The organism is Leucobacter sp. gxy201 (assembly GCF_051043335.1).
Lineage (GTDB): Bacteria > Actinomycetota > Actinomycetes > Actinomycetales > Microbacteriaceae > Leucobacter.
This window is the reverse complement of record NZ_JAMXWS010000002.1, coordinates 462,787-481,187: the sequence shown is the minus strand read 5'-3', so window position 1 is coordinate 481,187 and position 18,401 is coordinate 462,787. Positions and strand designations below refer to the sequence as shown.

Below are 18,401 nucleotides of genomic sequence, written 5' to 3'. Positions count from 1 at the left end.
GGGGGGGGGGGGGGGGGGGCCGGCGCCCCCCCCCCCCCCCCCCCCCCCCCCCCCCCCCCCCCCCGACCCGGCGAAGCTGCGCACCAGCACCTGGTAGGTGCGGGTCGCGAAGGCCGCGACGGCTGCGGCGAGTACGACGAGGCCCGCCCAGAAGAAGATGAAGGCGATGCCTCTTCCCGCACCGTCGCCGAGGAGCCACTCCCAGCGGTCGCGGCCCGCCGCGCTCTCGATGTACGGCACGATCCAGAACTCGGCGACGGGCGCGATGAGGAACGAGGTGAGCGGGGCCGCCGCTGCTTCGAAGGTCATCGCGAGGCCGAAGACCCGGCCCTGCTTCTCGAACGGCACGACCCGCTGGATCACCGTCTGCTCGGCGGCCTCGATCGCCGGCATCAGCAGCATGAACGCCCAGATGCCGGCGATGAACAGCCACGCCCAGTCGCGCAGCGCCAGCACCGAACCGACGACGCCGAGCACGCCGACGGCGACGAGCATGGTGCGCACCGGGTTCGATCCGAGCCCGAACCGGGCGACGAGCGCGCCGCCCGAGATGAAGCCGGTGCCGGCGATGCCGAACACGATGCCCCACATCTCGACCGAGAACAGGGTGAGGCCGTACGGGTCGAGCAGCGCCATGTGCACGCCGCTGACGAGGTTGTTGAACATCGAGAAGAGGATGAGGCCGAAGAGCCCGGGCACCGCGCGCATCGCGGCCATGCCGCCGCGGAAGTCGACGGCGCCGCTCCCCGGTTCGGGCACGGTCTCCGCCTCCTCGATGCGCAGCAGGTAGAGGTGCGCCAGCGGCAGCGCGGTCAGGGCGGTCGCGATCAGCATCGTCGGCCCCATGCCGAGCAGCCCGATCGAGATGCCGCTGAACACGCTCGTGACGATGAACGCGAGCCCCTGCACGGTGCCGACGAGACCGTTCGCGTTCGCGTGCCGTTCGACGGGCACGAGCAGCGTGACGAGCGTCGAGAGCGCCAGGCTGCGCAGCAGCTCGACGACGCACCCGGCGAGCACGACGAGCGTGAACACCCAGAACCACGGGCCGTCGAGCGCGAGCAGCGCGTCGGCGGGCACGAGGAAGAACATGGTGCACCCGATCGTGAACGCGACGAGCGAGCACCAGGCCGACAGCCGCATCACCCGCAGCTTGCGGGTGCGGTCGACGAGCGAACCGAACCACATCGAGCACACCGCCAGCGCGAGCATATACGCCCCGCCGAGAATGCCGGTGGCGAGGATGCTGCGCGTCTCGAGGTACACCCAGAACACGACCGCGAACCAGAGGAAGTTCGTGACCAGGCCGGCGACGGCGGTGTTGCCGAGCGCGTGGGCGAACGTGCGCCACCCGCCGGGCGGCGGGAGGCGGGTCTGAGCGTCGGGTACCGGTGCGTCCACCTGTTCAGCGTAGACAATACTGAGGAGCAGCGCGATAGGGCCGAATCCGCTCGCGAACGCTAGGCTGATACGAGTGAACGCACAGCCCGGAGCCTCGCAGGCCCGCCCCGAGATCCGCCCGTGGCCGGCCCTGTGGTCGATGGTGCTCGGGTTCTTCATGATCCTCGTCGACACCACGATCGTGTCGGTCGCGAACCCGTCCATCATGCGGGGGCTCGACACGACCATGGTCGCGACGCTGTGGGCGACGAGCGCCTACCTGCTCGCCTACGCCGTGCCCCTGCTCATCACGGGCCGGCTGGGCGACCGCTTCGGCCCGCGCCGCATCTACCTGCTGGGCCTCGCCGTCTTCACGCTGTCGTCGCTCGCCTGCGGGTTCGCCGCGACCATCGAGGTGCTGGTGATCGCCCGCGTCTTCCAGGGTCTGGGGGCGGCGATCATGACGCCGCAGACGATGACGGTCATCACGCGCATCTTCGGCCCGCGCGAACGCGGCGCGGCGATGGCGATCTGGGGCGTCACGGCAGGGGTGGCGACGCTCATCGGCCCGATCCTCGGCGGATTCCTCGTCGACGGTCTCGGCTGGGAGTGGATCTTCTTCGTCAACGTGCCCGTCGGCGTCATCGCCTTCGTGCTCGCGCTGCGCTACGTGCCGGTGCTCGAGACGAGCGCGCACCGCTTCGACCTCGTGGGCGTCGTGCTCTCGGGCATCGGCATGTTCATGCTCGTGTTCGGCATCCAGGAGGGCGAGAGCTACGACTGGGGCACCATCCGAGGGCCCATCTCGGTGTGGGGCCTCATCATCGCCGGTATCGTCGTGCTCGTCGTCTTCGTGCTCTGGCAGCGGGTGCAGAAGGGCGAGCCGCTCGTGCCGTTGCAGATCTTCAGGGATCGCAACTTCTCGGTCGGCTCCATCGCCATCGTGCTGGTCGGCTTCTCGGTCACCAGCATGTCGCTCCCGCTCATGTTCTACCTGCAGCTCGTGCTCGGGCAGACCCCGACCCAGTCGGCGCTCATGATGGTGCCGATGGCCGTGCTCTCGATCGCGCTCGCGCAGCCCGTCGGCAAGCTGCTCGACCGCGGCGACCCGCGCCGGCTCCCGATCCTCGGCCTGGTGCTCGTGGCGCTCGGCCTCGCCGGATACTACGTACTGCTGAAGCCCGACGCGTCGATCGTGCTGCTGCTGATCCCGAGCGCCCTGCTCGGCGTCGGCAACGCGTTCATGTGGGGTCCGCTCGCGAACCTCACGACGTTCAACCTCAAGATGGAGCTCGCCGGCGCCGGTTCGGGCGTCTACAACACGAGCCGACAGATCGGGTCGGTGCTGGGCTCCGCGGGCATCGCGGTGCTCATGGCGTCGCGCATCGCCGCGGAGCTCGGCGCCGCGGGCGCAGGGGCCGGCGGCTTCGGCGACGCGGCCGCCGGGGCCCTGCCCGAACCGTTGCGCCCGGGCTTCGCCGACGCGATGGCGCAGTCGATGCTGCTGCCCCTCGCGGTCATCGTACTCGGCGCGATCGTCACCGTGTTCTTCTCGAAGCGGCCCCCGCGCACGGGGCCGGTCACCGTGCAACTGCAGGAGGGCTCATGATTCTCGCATTCTCCGTCGCCCCGAGCGGTGTCGGCGCATCCGGGCAGGCGCCCGAGGCCGACGGTTCCGTCTCCGCGGCCGTCGCCGCCGCGATCCGCGTCGTGCGGGCCTCCGGCCTGCCCTACCGCACCTCGTCGATGTTCACCGAGATCGAGGGCGAGTGGGACGAGGTCTTCGGCGTCGCCAAGCGCGCGACCGAGGCCGTGATGCCCTTCGGCTCGCGCGTATCGCTCGTGATGAAGGCCGACATCCGCCCGGGCTTCGCGGGCGAGCTCGACGGCAAGCTCGAACGCCTCGAGCAGGCGATCGAGGATTCGGGCCGGTAACCCGCCTCGGACGGACGGTCTCCGAGCTCTCGGTCGAGGATCGGCGCCGCCGGAAACGTCCGCATGCCGGCGAGGGCGGGCTCAGCCCTCGGACGAGCTACACGGCATCGGCGGTCGTCGACCAGGCCTCAGTGGCCGTGAGATTCTCTTGTGCACTCTCGAAAGCGGTCCGGGGGTCTCTGCGTTCGATCGCATCGAGCAGCTCCTGGTGGCCCCGAGGGTCGTCCTTGCGGAAGCCCTGACGCTTTGCCGCGAGATCCGTCGACTCTTCGAGCAGCGGCAGCAGAGCCAGATAGACCTGTTCCAGAACCGGGCTGCAAGCCGCCTCGGCCACCGCGCGGTGGAATGCTGCATCGGCTCGGGCCCATCTGGTGCCGTCGGCGGCGTTCCTGGCTTCGAGCGCCGCGCGAATCTGTGCGATCTGGGCGGCACTGGCTCGCTCGGCAGCGAGTCGAGCGAGCTGGGGCTCGATCGTAGCGCGCGCTTCCAGCACGTCTCGCAATGACGGCTGCGCATGTGCCAGGGCGGTGCCGACCTCGCTTCGGGACCTCACATAGGTGCCGTCGCCTCGGCGGATCTCGAGCAATCCGGCGTACTGCAGCGACCGCAGCGCCTCGCGTAGTGTGCCGCGCGAAACTCCGAGCTGAGAAACGAGCTCCGGTTCCGCCGGGATCGCATTCCCGACGGGCCAACGCCCGGAGAGTATCTCGGCCCGGATTGCGGCGGCAGCCCCGTCGCTCAAGTTCATGCGCGGAATTGCGGGAAGGGTCATGGGCAGATACTATCAAACGATCAAACATCCAAACATCTAATGTCTGTCGGAATCTTCATGCCTTCCCGTTCATCTCTGCTCGCGTCTCAGTCGGCGCCGACGCTCGTACTGCTCTGCCTCGGCTTCAACCTGCGCTTGGGCATCACCGGGGCCAGCCCGCTCCTGGGCGAGCTCCAGGCCGACGGCGCGCTCTCCCCCCTCTCAGCAACGGTCGTCACGAGCGCCCCGGTATTCGTCTTCGCGATCGCGGGGCTCGCGGTGCTCCCTCTGCTCGGGCGGTGGGGCATCCGGACCACTATGACCGCGGCGCTCTCCCTGCTGACTCTGGGGCTCGCCGTCCGTGCGGTGCCGCACGAAATCGCGATCGTCGCAGGCACTATCTGTGCGGCCGCGGGCATCTCCGCGGTCAATATCATCCTCCCGGCACTCGTCAGGGAATGGTGTGCAGGGCGCACGCATCGCGCGACGACCGGATACACGAGCGCAATGGCCCTCGGTGCAGCCGTAGCCGCGGCCATCGCTCTGCCGATGGCCAGAATCTTCGGGCTCCCGACGGTCGGCCTCGCGATCTGGGCACTGCCCTCCCTGGCGGCGGGGGTGCTGTGGATCTCCCTCACCAGATCCCAGTCGCAATCGGCACTCGCCTTACCCCTCAAGCGCTCCGGCTCGCCGACTCGAGATCGTGCCGCCGCTTCCGGCGCGAATCTCGGATGGCCACGGGGCACGTTCCCCATGCTCGGATTCTTCGCGCTGCAGACGGTGCTCAGCTACACCATCATCGGCTGGTTGCCGCTCATCGCCGCAGACGGCGGTATCGACGACAGGCGTGCCGGGGTCATGCTGGGAATCGTGATGGCCGTAGGAATCCCGTCCACCGCCCTCGCCGTCCCCGCAGCTGCACGGCATGCCACCCGAGTGCTGGGCATCACGATCACGACCGCATGCGCCGTAGCCGGCGCAACCGGGCTCCTCAGCGCCCCGACTGCGGCACCGGAAGCCTGGGCAGTGCTCCTCGGGATCGGGATGAGCGGGTTCCCCTTTGCCCTCGCGCTGCTGTCGTCAATCGGCGAAGACCACGTACAGGTCGCCCGCGTCTCCGCCCTGACGCAAGTCGTCGGGTACTTCCTCGGCGGCATCGGCTCTCTCTCCGCCGGGTGGGTCGCCGCGTCGAGCGGGGCATGGTCGTCGGTGATCGCGGTCATGATCCTCGGGGCGCTCACCCAAGGAACGCTGGGCGTAGCACTGTCTATCGCGCTCCGGCCGGCACGGAGAAGGCCCCGACCGCGGCCGCGCAGATAACGGTGGGGTGACGCTCTCGGCGGACGATTGAGTACCGCCAGCGGCTTGGATAGTGTGAAATGCGGAAGCAGGGTTGCTCTCCACCAGCAGCACTGCTTCTCCATGATGCTCGTCGACCACGAGTCTTCGACCGAGGAGAGTGAAGGAGTGCCATGTCCACGCAACCTATTCCACGCCGTGCCCGATCCCTGAGAAGCATCGGGGTGACATCGGTCGCCCTCGCCGCAACGGCGGCGCTCGTGCTGACGGGGTGCTCGGGCGGAACGAGCGGCGACGATGTCGCGGTCGATGGCGACTTCTCGGGCGAGACGCTCACGATCGCGGCCGCCTGGTCGGGTGCCGAGCAGAAGAACTTCGAGGCGGTCCTCGGGGCGTTCGAGGATGCCACCGGTGCGAAGGTCGATTACACCAGCTTCGGTGACAACGGACCCACCTATATCCAGGGTCAGCTCGAGGGCGGAACGCCGCCGAACGTCGCCGTCCTGGGGCAGCCGGCCCTGATGCAGTCGCTGGCGGAGAACGGAGACATCCAGCCGCTGGGAGACTCCGTGAAGTCGGCGGTGGAGAAGAACTACGCGCAGTCGTGGCTCGATCTGGGCAGTGTGGATGATGAACTGTACGGCGTCTGGTTCAAGGGCGCGAACAAGTCGACGATGTGGTACAACGCCGATATCTACGACGAGGCAGGAGCTTCCGAGCCGGAGGACTGGGACGATTTCCTCACCCAGCTGGGTCTGGTCAGCGACGCCGGATACTCCGGGATCTCGATCGGGGCCGACGTCGGGTGGCCGCTGACCGACTGGTTCGAGAACGTGTATCTGCGCACTGCCGGCCCCGAGAAGTACGATCAGCTGACCCGCCACGAGATTCCGTGGACGGACCCCTCGGTCAAGGAAGCGCTCGAGGTGCTGGCCTCGCTCTGGGGCACCGATCTCGTGCAGCCGGGCGGTGACCAGCGCGACTTCCCCACGAGCGTCACGGAAGTATTCGGCGCCGACCCCGAGGCCGGCACCGTCTACGAGGGCGATTTCGTCGCCGGCAACATCGCGGATGACGGCAGTTCCACCGTGGGAGAGAATGCCCTGTTCTACGATTTCCCGGCGGTGAACGGCTCCGCACCGGCGGTGATGGGCGGCGGAGACGTCGCCGTGCAGTTCACGGACGACGAGGCCACCTCCGCACTGATGGAGTATCTGGCTTCTCCGGAAGCGGCGGAGATCTGGGTGCCCAACGGCGGCCTGACCTCGCCGAATCAGGCGGTCGACACCTCGCTGTATCCGGATGACGTGTCGCGTCAGATCGCCGAAGCGCTCACCGGCGCCGAGGTGTTCCGCTTCGATATGTCCGACCTCACGCCGAGCGCCTTCGGCGGCACGCCCGGGCAGGGCTTCTGGCAGGAGATGATCGCTTTCTACCAGAACCCGAGCGATATCGACGGCACGATGCAGCGGCTCGAGGCGGCGGCTGCTGCGGCCTACTGACCGCCGAGCCATGACACGAACGCACACCGTCCCGGTGCACCTCCGGGGTCGCGGGCTCCGCCCCCGCGGCTCCGGCCGTGCGCGTCGCGCATTGATCATCGCCTCCTTCCTCGGGCCCGCACTCGTGGTGCTCGGAGCGTTCGTCGTCTATCCGATCGTCTACACGGTCGTCCGGTCGCTGTTCGACAAGGGCGGCACGAGTTTCGTGGGGTGGCAGAACTACGTCACGATGTTCACGAACGACACCACGTTCACCGCGATTCGCAACAACGTCATCTGGGTGATCGTGGCGCCGCTCGCCGTCACAGTGCTGGGGCTCATCTTCGCGGTGCTGGTCGACAGGATCGGATGGAAGGTCGCGTTCCGACTCATCGTATTCATGCCCATGGCCATCTCCATGCTCGCCGCGGGTGTGATCTTCCGCGGGATGTTCCAGGAGAGCCCGCAGCTCGGCGTCGTCAACGCGGCGATCGTCGGAGTGCAGAGCGCATTCGGTGAGCAGTCCAGCTACCCCGGGGCGAAGCCGAGGGGCGACGCAGGGATCGAGGCGGACGACGGGATCATCGTGTCGAGCGACGCCGTGATTCCCGGGAGCGTGCAGAACTTCCCGCTCACCGGAATCAAACAGGGGGACCTCCCCGACGGGCTGGTCGACGGGCTGCCCGCCGCCACGGCTTCGGACGACGAGATCACCGGAACCGTGTTCCTCGATGTGATCCGCGGCGGCGGAGGAACGAACGGCGAGCTCGAAGCGGGCAAGAAGGGGCTCGAGGGGGTGCGCGTCGACGCGGTCGACCCCGATGGCGCCATTCGCGGGTATGCCACCACAGGGGCGGGCGGCGCCTTTACGATCATGGGGCTCGAGCCCGGCGAGCACTACCGCGTAGCGCTGCCGGCCGCGAACTTCGACGGCGGAGCGCAGGGCGTATCGTGGCTGAGCGCGACGTTCATCAACGTCGTCGTGATCCTCGCGTACATCTGGATCTGGGCCGGATTCGCGATGGTGATGATCGCGTCCGGGCTGTCCTCGATCGACCGCTCGCTCCAGGAAGCTGCACGCACCGATGGCGCGAACGAGTGGCAGGTGTTCCGGCGCATCACGGCGCCGCTGCTGGCCCCCGTGCTGATCGTGGTGCTGGTCACGCTGATCATCAACGTGCTGAAGATCTTCGATCTCGTCTATGTCATCCCTCCCGGAGCATCGAAGCCGGCCGCCAACGTGATCGCGGTCGAGATGTGGACCGTCTCGTTCGGCGGCGGGAGCAATCAGGGCCTCGGCTCCGCCCTGGCGATCCTGCTGCTCGTTCTCGTGCTGCCATCGATGATCATGAACGTGCGCCGATTCAGGGAGGAACGAAGCAGATGACGACGCAGGCCGCCACCGGGAGCGTACGCCCGCCTCGCAGCGCCGCGCAGCGCGTGCTCGGCTTCTTCAGCCGCGGGGCGGTGCACGCCGTGCTGCTCGTGGTGGCCGTGTTCTGGCTCGTACCCACTGTCGGGCTGCTGCTGACCTCGCTGCGCAGCTCCGGTGACAACGCGTCCAGCGGCTGGTGGACCGTGCTCACCAGGCCCGCAGAGCTCACGATCGAGAACTACGCGGGCCTGCTCGCGAACCCGACGATCACAGGATCGTTCTGGAACACCATCGTCATCGCGGTGCCGACCACCCTGCTCGTCGTCGTGCTCGGCGCACTCGCGGCGTATGCGTTCGCTTGGCTGCAGTTCCCCGGCCGGGACTGGCTCCTCATCGCGGTGATCGTGCTCCTCGCCGTACCGCTGCAGGTTGCGCTCATCCCGCTCGCGCGCCTGTTCGGGGCGCTCGGGATCTTCGGGAGCGTGCTCGGGGTCATCCTGTTCCATACCGCGTTCGGGCTCCCCTTCGCGATCTTCCTCCTCCGCAACTTCTTCGCGCAGGTGCCGGCGGAGCTGATCGAGGCCGCCCGTATCGACGGCGCGAAGGATTGGCGCATCTTCTTCCAGGTCATGCTCCCGCTCGCGCTGCCCGCTATCGCGTCGCTCGCCATCTTCCAGTTCCTGTGGACCTGGAACGACATGCTCGTGGCATTGATCTTCACGAACTCCGACTCCCAGCCGTTGACGGTCGCGATCCAGTCGCAGCTGCGCCAGTTCGGGTCGAATATCGACGTGCTGTCGGCCGGGGCGTTCCTGTCGATGATCGTGCCCCTCATCGTGTTCTTCGCCTTCCAACGGTACTTCGTGCAGGCGCTGCTCGCAGGGTCCCAGAAGTAGCTCGGCGGCCGCTGCCGGCGGGCGAGGGGGAGCGGGGCGGGCGCCGGCGCGGTAGCGTGATCTCATGCATGCAGAAGCATCCCAGCAGAGCACCGCAGCAGGAGCACGGGCGGTCGTGCCGCGCGAGGCCGAGGTCGGCACGGCGAGCGCCGCCGCGCTCGCCGCCTTCGCCGCGCGCACCTTCCCCGACGCGTGCCCGGAATGGATGCCCGCGGAGCACGTGCAGGCGTTCATCGCCGAGGGGCTCTCCGAACGCCAGTTCGCGGCCTGGCTCGCGGACCCCAACAGCCACGTGCTCGTCGCGGAAGGCCCCGACCGGGCCCTGGTCGGCTATGCAGTCTGCCTCCACGGCCTGCACGACGAGAACCCGGAGCAGTGGGCCGGGCAGCGCACGGCGTACCTCTCGAAGCTCTACGTCGATCCCGAGAGCCGCGGGGCGGGCGTCGCCCGGAGTCTCTTCGACCTGGCTCTCGAGACCGCGCGCGCCGACGGCTGCGCCGCATTCTGGCTCGGCGTGAACGACGAGAACGCCCGGGCACGGGCGTTCTACCTCAAGGCGGGGCTCGCGGTGAGCGGCAGACGCAGATTCCGCGTCGGCGACACTCTGTGCACCGACGACGTGCTCGGCCGCGAACTGCTCGGCGCCTGAGCCCGGATCAGGCCTCCGGGGTCGAGATATCGGCGACCGTCGCCGCATATGCCTCGATGAGCATATCGGCCTCGACGAAGAGGCTGAAGCCGTGGGCGCCCGCGCCCATCGCGATGCGGCGGCCGACGATCGAGGAATCGGCGAAGACCGGCCAGTCGGTCGTGCTGCCGATCGGCGTGATCGTGCCGCGCTCGTACCCCGTCGCCTCGAGGGCGAGATCGGGGTCGGGCATGCGCAGCTTGTTCACGCCCACGACCGCCCGCAGTTTCGGCCACGAGATCGACCGGCCGCCCGGTACGAGGGCGAAGAGGTAGGTGCCGTCCGAGCGCTTCACGACGAGGGTCTTCACGATGTCCGAATCCTCGAGACCGAGGATCTCGGCGGCCTCGTGCAGCGACCGCGCCTCGGGGCGCGCAACGATCTCGACGTCGAGGCCGCGCGCCGCGGCGGCCTCGCGAACGCGGGCGTGGCCCTGCTCTTGCTCCTGGGTTTCCGACATGCGCGCCTCCGCTCGTGCCACGAGTACTGCTCCTCATTCTGCCAGGACGCGGGCGGCGGCGATCCCTGGAGACCGCGCCCCGGCGGACAATGCCGTGCGAAGCATGCCCCTGCCGAGCAATGCCGCCAGCGAACAACGCCCGCAATGCCGCCCGTCCCGCGTATTCTCCGAGTCATGAGTATGAGCGGTGGCGGCGGAGGCGGGCGGGGCGGCCGCGTATCGGCGGGCGACGCCTCGAAGCAGCGCGAGATCAACAGCGCGGCCCCCGTCATCCCCGAGCTCGGGTCGCGCATCGCCGCGCTCTTCCGCCCCTACCGCGGGCAGCTCGCCGCCATCGTCGTGCTCGTGCTCGTCTCCGCCGGCCTCGGCATCCTGCCCCCGCTCCTGACCGAGCGCGTCTTCGACGACGGGCTCTTCCCGCAGGGCGGCCCCGACCTGCCGCTGCTCGGCTGGCTCGTCGGGGCGATGGTCGCGATCTTCGTGGTCTCGTCGGGATTCGGCATCGTGCAGACCCTGCTCACGGCGCGCGTCGGCAACAGCGTCATGGGCGACCTGCGCGTGCGCCTCTTCACCCACCTGCAGTCCATGGAGCTCGGCTTCTTCACCCGCACGAAGACCGGCGTCATCCAGTCGCGGCTGCAGAACGACGTCGGCGGCGTCGCGAACGTGCTCACGAACACGGTGTCGAGCGTGCTCGGCAACACCGTCACGGTCATCGCCGCCGGCATCGCGATGGTGCTGCTGAGCTGGCAGCTCACCCTCGTCGCGCTCGTGCTCATGCCGGTGCTCGTGTTCGCGCAGCGCCGCGTCGGCCAGGTGCGCGCGAAGATCGCGGGCAAGACGCAGGAGTCGCTCTCCGAGATGACAGCCATCACGCAGGAGACGCTGTCGGTGTCGGGCGTGCTGCTCGCGAAGACCTTCTCGCAGCAGCGCACCGAGACCGAGCGCTACGCGGCCGAGAACCGCAACCAGATCGAACTGCAGGTGCGGCAGACGATGAGCGGGCAGGTGTTCTTCGCGCTCGTGCAGATCTTCCTCTCCGCGGTGCCCGCGATCGTCTACCTCGTGTCGGGGCTGCTCATTTCGCGGGCGATGGGGCAGGGCTTCGACCCGGGCATCACCGCCGGCACCATCGTCGCCTTCACGACCGTGCAGTCGCGCCTGCTCTTCCCGCTCATGGCGCTCATGCGCGTCGCCCTCGACCTGCAGACCTCGCGGGCGCTCTTCGCCCGCATCTTCGAATACCTCGACCTCGACCCCGCGATCGTCGACGCCCCGGAGGCGCACGAGCCGTCGGACGAGCCGGGCCGGGCCGGCCGCATCGAGTTCGACGACGTCGTGTTCCGCTACCCGGATGCCGGCCCCGACGACCGCCCGACCCTCGACCGGGTGTCGTTCCACGTGAAACCCGGTGAGTTCGTGGCATTCGTCGGCGCCTCGGGTTCGGGCAAGACCACCATCGGCTCGCTGATCCCGCGCCTCTACGATGCGAGCGGCGGCTCGGTGCGGTACGGGGGAGACGACGTGCGCGAACTGCGGCAGGAGTCGCTCATGGACCGCATCGGGGTCGTCACACAGGAGCCCTACCTCTTCCACGCGAGCATCGCCGAGAACCTGCGGTACGCGAAGCCCGGCGCGAGCCACGACGACATCGTCGCCGCGGCCCGTCTCGCGAACATCCACGACACCATCGAATCGTTCGCCGACGGCTACGACACGATCGTGGGCGAGCGCGGCTACCGTCTCTCCGGCGGCGAGAAGCAGCGCATCGCCATCGCCCGCGTACTGCTCAAGAACCCGCGCGTGCTCGTGCTCGACGAAGCCACCAGCGCGCTCGACACCGTGAACGAGCAGATCGTGCAGCGCGCCCTCGACGACGCCCGCAGCGGGCGTACGACGGTCGCCATCGCGCATCGGCTGTCGACGGTCGTCGACGCCGACCGCATCTACGTCGTCGACGCCGGGCGCATCCGCGAAGCGGGCACGCACGACGAACTGCTCGCGCTCGGCGGGGCCTACGCCGAGCTCTACGCGCGCCAAGTGCACTGACCGCGAGGGAGCAGCCGCGCACCGCAGAAAGTTGCGGGATCGTGCGGTCTTCCGCAGCCTCGTCGCAGTTCCTGCAGAAATCATCGCTTCGCGCGTGGAATAATCTTCTCGTGAAGCCCATCAACCAGTCCTCGAAGCTCGCCGGGGTCCGCTACGACGTACGCGGACCGATCCTGCAGGAGGCCGAGCGCCTCGAGCGCGAGGGGCACGAGATCCTCCGCCTCAACATCGGCAACCCCGCCCCCTTCGGCTTCGAGGCGCCCCCCGAGATCGTCGAGGCGCTGCGCGAAGCGCTCCCCGTCGCGCAGGGGTACAGCAGCTCCCTCGGCATCCTTCCGGCGCGCGAGGCCGTCGCCCGCTACTACGCCGACGAGGGCATCGCGGGTATCGGCCCCGACGACGTCTTCATCGGCAACGGCGTGAGCGAGCTCATCTCGCTGGTCGTCCAGGCGCTCGTCGACGACGGCGACGAAGTGCTCGTTCCCGCCCCCGATTATCCGCTGTGGACGGCGCAGGTGACCCTCGCGGGCGGCCTCGCCGTGCACTACCCGTGCGACGAGGCGAACAGGTGGATGCCCGACCTCGACGCCATCGAGGCGCTCATCACCACCCGCACCAAGGGCATCGTGCTCATCAACCCGAACAACCCGACGGGCGCCGTCTATTCGCCCGAACTCGTGCGCGGCTTCGCTGCCCTCGCCGAGCGCCACGGCCTCGTGCTCATGGCCGACGAGATCTACGAGCACATCCTCTACGACGACGCCGTGCTCGAGCACGCCGCACTGCACGTCTCGCACACGCTCTGCATCACATTCAGCGGCCTGTCGAAGGCGCAGCGCGTCGCCGGCTACCGCTCCGGCTGGGCCGCCATCTCCGGCGACCGGGCGCGCGCCCGCGACTTCCTCGAGGGGCTGACGCTGCTCGCCAACATGCGCATGTGCGCGAACGTGCCAGCTCAATACGCGATCCCCGTCGCGCTCGCCGCCGAATCGAACTGGTCGGGCATCGCCGAGCTGTGCGCCCCCGGCGGGCGTCTGCGCGAGCAGCGCGACGCCGCGCACCGACTGCTCACCGGCATCCCGGGCGTCAGTTGCGAGCTGCCGGGCGGGGCGATGTACCTCTTCCCGAAGCTCGACCCCGAGCAGTACCCGATCGAAGACGACCAGGCCTTCGTCATCGACATGCTGCGGGCGACGCGGGTGCTCGTGACGAACGGGCGCGGATTCAACCTGCCGACCGCCGACCACCTGCGCTTCGTGACGCTGCCCGGCGTGCCGGTGCTCACCGAGGCGATCGGGCGCATCGCCGAGCACCTGGACAGCGTGCGCGCCGCGTGAGGGAGGGGGCGGGGCCGTCTCGGCCCCGGTAGGGTGCGTCGTATGAGCGTCCGCATCCTCGCCGTGGGAAAGAAGCACGCGCGCTGGAGCTGGGAGCGAAGGCCATTTCTGGCCTTCGCCGCGACGCCAGCGCCGCGGCTCTCTGAGCTGCGGGTATGTTCTCTCGTATGAGCGTCCGCATCCTGGCAGTCGGCAAGAAGCACGAGAGTTGGGTCGTCGACGGCATCGACCGCTACGAGAAGCGGCTGCGCAAGCCGTTCGACGCGAGCTGGCAGCTGCTGCCGCACTCGGCGCGCGAGGGAGAGGCCGCACGCGCCGAGGAGTCGGAGCGCATCCTCGCGAAGGTCGGGCGCGACGACTTCCTCGTGCTGCTCGACGAGCGCGGCCTGGGCGTCGACTCGCCGGCGCTCGCCGCGAGACTGCGCTCGGCCTTCGACCGCGGTAGGCCCGTCACGGTCGCGATCGGCGGCGCCTACGGGGTCGACGACCGCGTGCGCGAGCGGGCCGACTTCGTGTGGAGTCTGTCGCTGCTCGTGTTCCCGCACCAGCTCGTTCGGCTCATCCTCGCCGAGCAGCTCTACCGCGCGCAGGAGATCGCGGCCGGGCGGCCGTACCACCACGTGTAGCCCGCCATTCGCAGGGCCGCCGCAGATTGCGATTTCGCATCGGATCGGGGCCAGTACCGGGAATCGTCCCCGCACGGACCCGCAGATGTGCGTAGCCTGGGTGGCGTGCGCTTCGCAAACCGCGGAGCCTCCAGTGAAGGAGGAGCACCCAGTGCACCAGAGGACACAATCATTCGGCCTCAGACTGGCGATCGGGGCGGCCCTCACCGGGCTCTTCCTGCTCGTCGCAGGAGGCGCGGCGCAGGCCGTGCCGCAGACGCCGCCCAGTGCCGCGGTCGCGGCAGTACCAGACCGGGCGGTCGCGCCCGGCCCCGCGAAGGCCGCCGATCTCGGCGGCAAGAAGTTCGTCATCGCGACGGACACGACGTTCGCGCCGTTCGAGTTCCGCGAGGGCGGCGAGCTCGTCGGCATCGACATGGACCTGCTCAATCGCATCGCGGAGGAGGAGAACTTCACGGTCGATATCCAGTCGCTCGGGTTCCAGGCGGCGGTGTCGGCGGTGACATCGGGTCAGGCCGATGGCGTGATCGCGGGCATGTCGATCACGGATGAGCGCAAGCAGACGTTCGATTTCTCGGACCCGTATTTCGATTCGGGCATCCAGATGGCCGTCGCCGATGACAGCGACATCACGGGCTACGAGGATCTGCAGGGCCAGACGGTCGTCGCCAAGGGCGGCTCGGAGGGCGAGTCGGAGGCGAAGAAGCTGTCGGAGAAGTACGGCTTCACGGTGAAGGCGCTCGATCAGTCGACGAGCCTCATCGAGTCGGTGAAGAACGGTTCGGCCGCGGCGGTGTTCGATGACTACCCGGTGCTGAAGTACGGCATCGCGCAGGGCAACGGGCTGAAGGTGGTCACGGATAAGATCCCTGGCGGCCAGTACGGCTTCGCCGTCGCGAAGGGGCAGAACGCCGACCTGCTCGAAGCATTCGACGAGGGGCTCGCAGAGCTCAAGGCCGACGGTACCTACGACGAGATCCTCGCGCAGTACCTCGGCGATGCCGGAGGCTCGGACGCCGCGCAGAGCGAAGCGCCCGAGGCCCTCGATCTCGGCGGCAAACAGTTCACCATCGCGACGGATACGACGTTCGCCCCGTTCGAGTTCCGCGAGGGCGGCGAGCTCGTCGGCATCGACATGGACCTGCTCAATCGCATCGCGGAGGAGGAGAACTTCACGGTCGATATCCAGTCGCTGGGATTCCAGGCGGCGGTGTCGGCGGTGACATCGGGTCAGGCCGATGGCGTGATCGCGGGCATGTCGATCACGGATGAGCGCAAGCAGACGTTCGATTTCTCGGACCCGTATTTCGATTCGGGCATCCAGATGGCCGTCGCCGATGACAGCGACATCACGGGCTACGAGGATCTGCAGGGCCAGACGGTCGTCGCCAAGGGCGGCTCGGAGGGCGAGTCGGAGGCGAAGAAGCTGTCGGAGAAGTACGGCTTCACGGTGAAGGCGCTCGATCAGTCGACGAGCCTCATCGAGTCGGTGAAGAACGGTTCGGCCGCGGCGGTGTTCGATGACTACCCGGTGCTGAAGTACGGCATCGCGCAGGGCAACGGGCTGAAGGTGGTCACGGATAAGATCCCTGGCGGCCAGTACGGCTTCGCCGTCGCGAAGGGGCAGAACGCCGACCTGCTCGAAGCATTCGACAACGGCCTCGCGCGCCTCAAAGCGGATGGCACCTACGATCAGATTCTCGCGCAGTACCTCGGCGAGGACACCTCGGCGAGCGGAACGGCCGCCCCGACCGAGAAGTCCAGCTTCTTCCAACTGCTCGTCGACTCGATGCCCGCTCTCGGACAGGGCCTCTGGAACACCGTGCGCATCACGGTGACCTCCTTCGTCATCGCCCTGGCGCTCGGCCTCGCGTTCGGTTTCATGAAGATCTCGAGCTCGCGCATCCTGCGAGGGATCGCCTCGACCTTCGTCGCGATCTTCCGCGGCACCCCCGTGCTCGTGTGGGCGTTCCTCTTCTACTTCGGTCTGCCGCAGCTCACCGGCATGAAGGGCGACATCTTCTGGGCCGGTGTCGCGACGCTCGCCCTGAACGCGGGCGCATACCTCACCGAGATCGTGCGCGGTGGGCTGCAGGCCGTCGACCCGGGCCAGATGGAGGCGGCCCGCTCGCTCGGCCTCGGCTGGGGCAAGTCGATGCAACGGGTGGTGGTGCCGCAGGCGGTGAAGATCTCGACGCCGGCGATCATCAACCAGTTCGTCATTACGCTGAAGGACTCGTCGCTGCTGCTCACCATCGGCTTCGCCGAGCTGCTGTACCAGGCGCAGCAGATCTACGCGGCCAACTACCGCACGACCGAGATGCTGATCATCGTCGGCATCATGTACTTCGTGGTGATCACCCTGCTGACCTGGGTGGCCAACATCGTGGATAAGAAGGTGAACAAGTGACTGAGAAGCTCACGTCGGGCACGGTGCCCGTCGTCGTCAGCGGAGCCGGTATCACCGTGAGCGGGCTGCGCAAGTCGTTCGGCCCGGTCGAGGTGCTGCAGGGCATCGACCTCGAAGTGGCGCCGGGCGAGATCGTCTCGCTCATCGGCCCATCGGGCTCCGGCAAGTCGACCATTCTGCGCTGTCTGAACAAGCTCGAGGAGCCGACCTCCGGCACCGTCGTGGTGAATGGCTTCGACATCATGGATGCGAAGGTCGACATCAACGAGGTGCGGCGCAGCGTCGGCATGGTGTTCCAGCACTTCAACCTCTTCCCGAACATGTCGGTCATCGAGAACGTCATGCTCGCACCGGTCGAGACCGGGAAGCGGGGCAAGGAGGAGGCGCGGAAACAGGCGCTCGCGCTGCTGCGCCGCGTCGGGCTGGAGGAGAAGGCCGATGCGCGGCCGTCGCAGCTCTCGGGCGGCCAGAAGCAGCGCGTCGCCATCGCCCGCGCGCTCGCGATGGAGCCCGCGATCCTGCTGTTCGACGAGGCCACCTCGGCGCTCGACCCCGAGATGGTCGGCGAGGTGCTCGAGGTGATCCGCGAGCTCGCGAAGACCGGCATCACCATGGTGCTCGTCACCCACGAGATGGGCTTCGCCCGCGAGGTGTGCGACAAGGTCGTCTTCCTCGCCGACGGCGTCGTGTGCGAGGAGGGCGAGCCCGAGCAGGTATTCGGCAACCCGCAGACACCCCGTCTCCAGGAGTTCCTGAGCAAGGTGCTCTGACCCGGACGGAAGCACCGGAGGGCCGCTCGGCGGCCGAGCGGCCCCGCGCGCGAGACGATCGCGAGCGGGGCCGCCTCCGCATGTCCGAGGGGCCGGTTACCCTGCCCGCATGAACCCGTTCCGCATCCCCGCGCAGCACCTGCCGGCACCGCTGCTGCGCCGCCCGGCGCCCAGCGCGACCGCGGTGCCGTGGCGGGTGCTGCGACCCGGTGACGGCGTGATCGAGGTCGAGCACCGCGGCCGCGGCCCGCTCTACTCGGTGCGCTTCTCGCTCGCGGGCGGCGGCATGCTCGGCCTGTCGCTGCCCCGCACGGTGCTGCCCGGCGAGCGGGTGCGCGCCCGGGTGCGCGGGCCCGAGGCCGACGGGGCCGCACTCGCGCCCGACGCGATGCTCGTGCTGCGCTGGTTCCAGCCCGAGGGGGAGGAGCTGCTGTGGCCGATCGCGCTCTAGAACGGGGTCCGCCGCGACACGCCGGGAGCGGTCGGTGGAGAAATATCTTTCCGCTCTCCCGGGTTGTGGATAACTCGCCTCGATGGGCGGAACCGCGCCGAAAGTTCTCCCCAACAAGGGCCTTGCGCCGGTGGAGTTCCCGTGGAAAACTACATTGATGTAACTACATCATGTTGTGGTCAGTCGAGGTGTGGTTCACTATATGTAGTGCCCGAAGCGGGCAACGCAGATTTTCAACGAAGGGCGTGAAATGGCCATTACGGTATACACGAAGCCGTCGTGCGTGCAGTGCACTGCGACCTACCGGGCGCTCGACAGCAAGGGCATCGAATACAACGTGCTCGACCTCTCGCAGGACGAGACGGCGTTGGAGACGGTGAAGGGTCTCGGCTACCTGCAGGCCCCCGTGGTGGTCACCGAGGATGAGCACTGGTCGGGCTTCCGCCCCGACAAGATCTCGGAGCTCGCAAGCCGCCTCGCAGATTAATCGAGC

The 18,401-nt window shown here is 68.4% G+C and carries 17 protein-coding genes; 14 read left to right on the top strand and 3 right to left on the bottom strand.

Going from position 1 to position 18,401, the window contains the following annotated elements; all coding sequences use genetic code 11:
* Window positions 1–1,401 (bottom strand): MFS transporter (locus NHL51_RS05050; protein ID WP_434142178.1); only part of this gene is annotated, 1,401 nt, incomplete at its 3' end.
* A 139-nt stretch (window positions 1,402–1,540) separates the two neighbouring features.
* On the opposite strand from NHL51_RS05050, the gene NHL51_RS05045 reads away from it, so the two are divergent.
* Window positions 1,541–2,989 (top strand): DHA2 family efflux MFS transporter permease subunit, encoded by a 1,449-nt coding sequence (locus tag NHL51_RS05045; RefSeq protein WP_434142209.1) that lies wholly within the window; start codon window positions 1,541–1,543, stop codon window positions 2,987–2,989.
* On the top strand, window positions 2,986–3,315 hold the full coding sequence (locus NHL51_RS05040; RefSeq protein WP_434142176.1) for a thiamine-binding protein: 330 nt from the start codon (window positions 2,986–2,988) through the stop codon (window positions 3,313–3,315). The genes NHL51_RS05045 and NHL51_RS05040 overlap by 4 nt, the downstream gene beginning before the upstream one ends.
* A gap of 97 nt (window positions 3,316–3,412) precedes the next feature.
* Here the strand turns inward: NHL51_RS05040 and NHL51_RS05035 are convergent, their stop codons facing one another.
* Window positions 3,413–4,087, bottom strand: coding sequence for a FadR/GntR family transcriptional regulator (locus NHL51_RS05035; protein WP_434142174.1), 675 nt, complete (start codon window positions 4,085–4,087; stop codon window positions 3,413–3,415).
* Window positions 4,088–4,144: 57 nt separating this feature from the next.
* Here NHL51_RS05035 and NHL51_RS05030 point away from each other — a divergent pair, with 57 nt between their 5' ends.
* The 5 genes from NHL51_RS05030 to NHL51_RS05010 all read left to right on the top strand — a co-directional run bounded on the left by NHL51_RS05030 (window position 4,145) and on the right by NHL51_RS05010 (window position 9,766).
* Window positions 4,145–5,386, top strand: a complete 1,242-nt coding sequence (locus NHL51_RS05030) for an MFS transporter (RefSeq protein WP_434142173.1) — start codon at window positions 4,145–4,147, stop codon at window positions 5,384–5,386.
* Window positions 5,387–5,538: 152 nt separating this feature from the next.
* On the top strand, window positions 5,539–6,867 hold the full coding sequence (locus tag NHL51_RS05025; protein ID WP_434142171.1) for an ABC transporter substrate-binding protein: 1,329 nt from the start codon (window positions 5,539–5,541) through the stop codon (window positions 6,865–6,867).
* 10 nt (window positions 6,868–6,877) lie between these two features.
* Window positions 6,878–8,233, top strand: coding sequence for an ABC transporter permease subunit (locus tag NHL51_RS05020; protein ID WP_434142170.1), 1,356 nt, complete (start codon window positions 6,878–6,880; stop codon window positions 8,231–8,233).
* On the top strand, window positions 8,230–9,117 hold the full coding sequence (locus NHL51_RS05015) for a carbohydrate ABC transporter permease (RefSeq protein ID WP_434142168.1): 888 nt from the start codon (window positions 8,230–8,232) through the stop codon (window positions 9,115–9,117). Before NHL51_RS05020 ends, NHL51_RS05015 begins: the two co-directional genes overlap by 4 nt.
* 64 nt (window positions 9,118–9,181) lie before the next feature.
* Window positions 9,182–9,766: a GNAT family N-acetyltransferase gene (locus NHL51_RS05010; protein WP_434142167.1), complete on the top strand. Its 585-nt coding sequence runs from the start codon at window positions 9,182–9,184 to the stop codon at window positions 9,764–9,766.
* A 7-nt stretch (window positions 9,767–9,773) separates the two neighbouring features.
* Here NHL51_RS05010 and NHL51_RS05005 read toward each other — a convergent pair whose 3' ends face one another.
* Entirely contained in the window at window positions 9,774–10,265 is a 492-nt protein-coding gene (locus NHL51_RS05005) for an aminoacyl-tRNA deacylase (protein ID WP_434142165.1), read from the bottom strand.
* Between the two features lie 180 nt (window positions 10,266–10,445).
* Between NHL51_RS05005 and NHL51_RS05000 the strand changes: the two genes are divergently transcribed.
* From NHL51_RS05000 to nrdH, 7 genes are all read left to right on the top strand, one after another.
* Window positions 10,446–12,314, top strand: a complete 1,869-nt coding sequence (locus NHL51_RS05000; RefSeq protein WP_434142207.1) for an ABC transporter ATP-binding protein — start codon at window positions 10,446–10,448, stop codon at window positions 12,312–12,314.
* Window positions 12,315–12,424: 110 nt separating this feature from the next.
* Window positions 12,425–13,651 carry a pyridoxal phosphate-dependent aminotransferase gene (locus tag NHL51_RS04995; protein WP_434142163.1) on the top strand — a complete coding sequence of 409 codons (1,227 nt, stop codon included), beginning with the start codon at window positions 12,425–12,427 and terminating at the stop codon, window positions 13,649–13,651.
* A 167-nt stretch (window positions 13,652–13,818) separates the two neighbouring features.
* Window positions 13,819–14,277, top strand: a complete 459-nt coding sequence (locus tag NHL51_RS04990; protein ID WP_434142161.1) for a 23S rRNA (pseudouridine(1915)-N(3))-methyltransferase RlmH — start codon at window positions 13,819–13,821, stop codon at window positions 14,275–14,277.
* A gap of 151 nt (window positions 14,278–14,428) precedes the next feature.
* Entirely contained in the window at window positions 14,429–16,687 is a 2,259-nt protein-coding gene (locus NHL51_RS04985) for an amino acid ABC transporter substrate-binding protein/permease (RefSeq protein ID WP_434142159.1), read from the top strand.
* Window positions 16,684–17,457, top strand: coding sequence for an amino acid ABC transporter ATP-binding protein (locus tag NHL51_RS04980; RefSeq protein ID WP_434142156.1), 774 nt, complete (start codon window positions 16,684–16,686; stop codon window positions 17,455–17,457). The genes NHL51_RS04985 and NHL51_RS04980 overlap by 4 nt, the downstream gene beginning before the upstream one ends.
* Window positions 17,458–17,566: 109 nt before the next feature.
* Window positions 17,567–17,908, top strand: a complete 342-nt coding sequence (locus NHL51_RS04975) for a hypothetical protein (RefSeq protein WP_434142154.1) — start codon at window positions 17,567–17,569, stop codon at window positions 17,906–17,908.
* Between the two features lie 250 nt (window positions 17,909–18,158).
* Window positions 18,159–18,395 (top strand): glutaredoxin-like protein NrdH, encoded by a 237-nt coding sequence (nrdH, locus tag NHL51_RS04970; RefSeq protein ID WP_434142152.1) that lies wholly within the window; start codon window positions 18,159–18,161, stop codon window positions 18,393–18,395.
* Window positions 18,396–18,401: the final 6 nt, after the last annotated feature.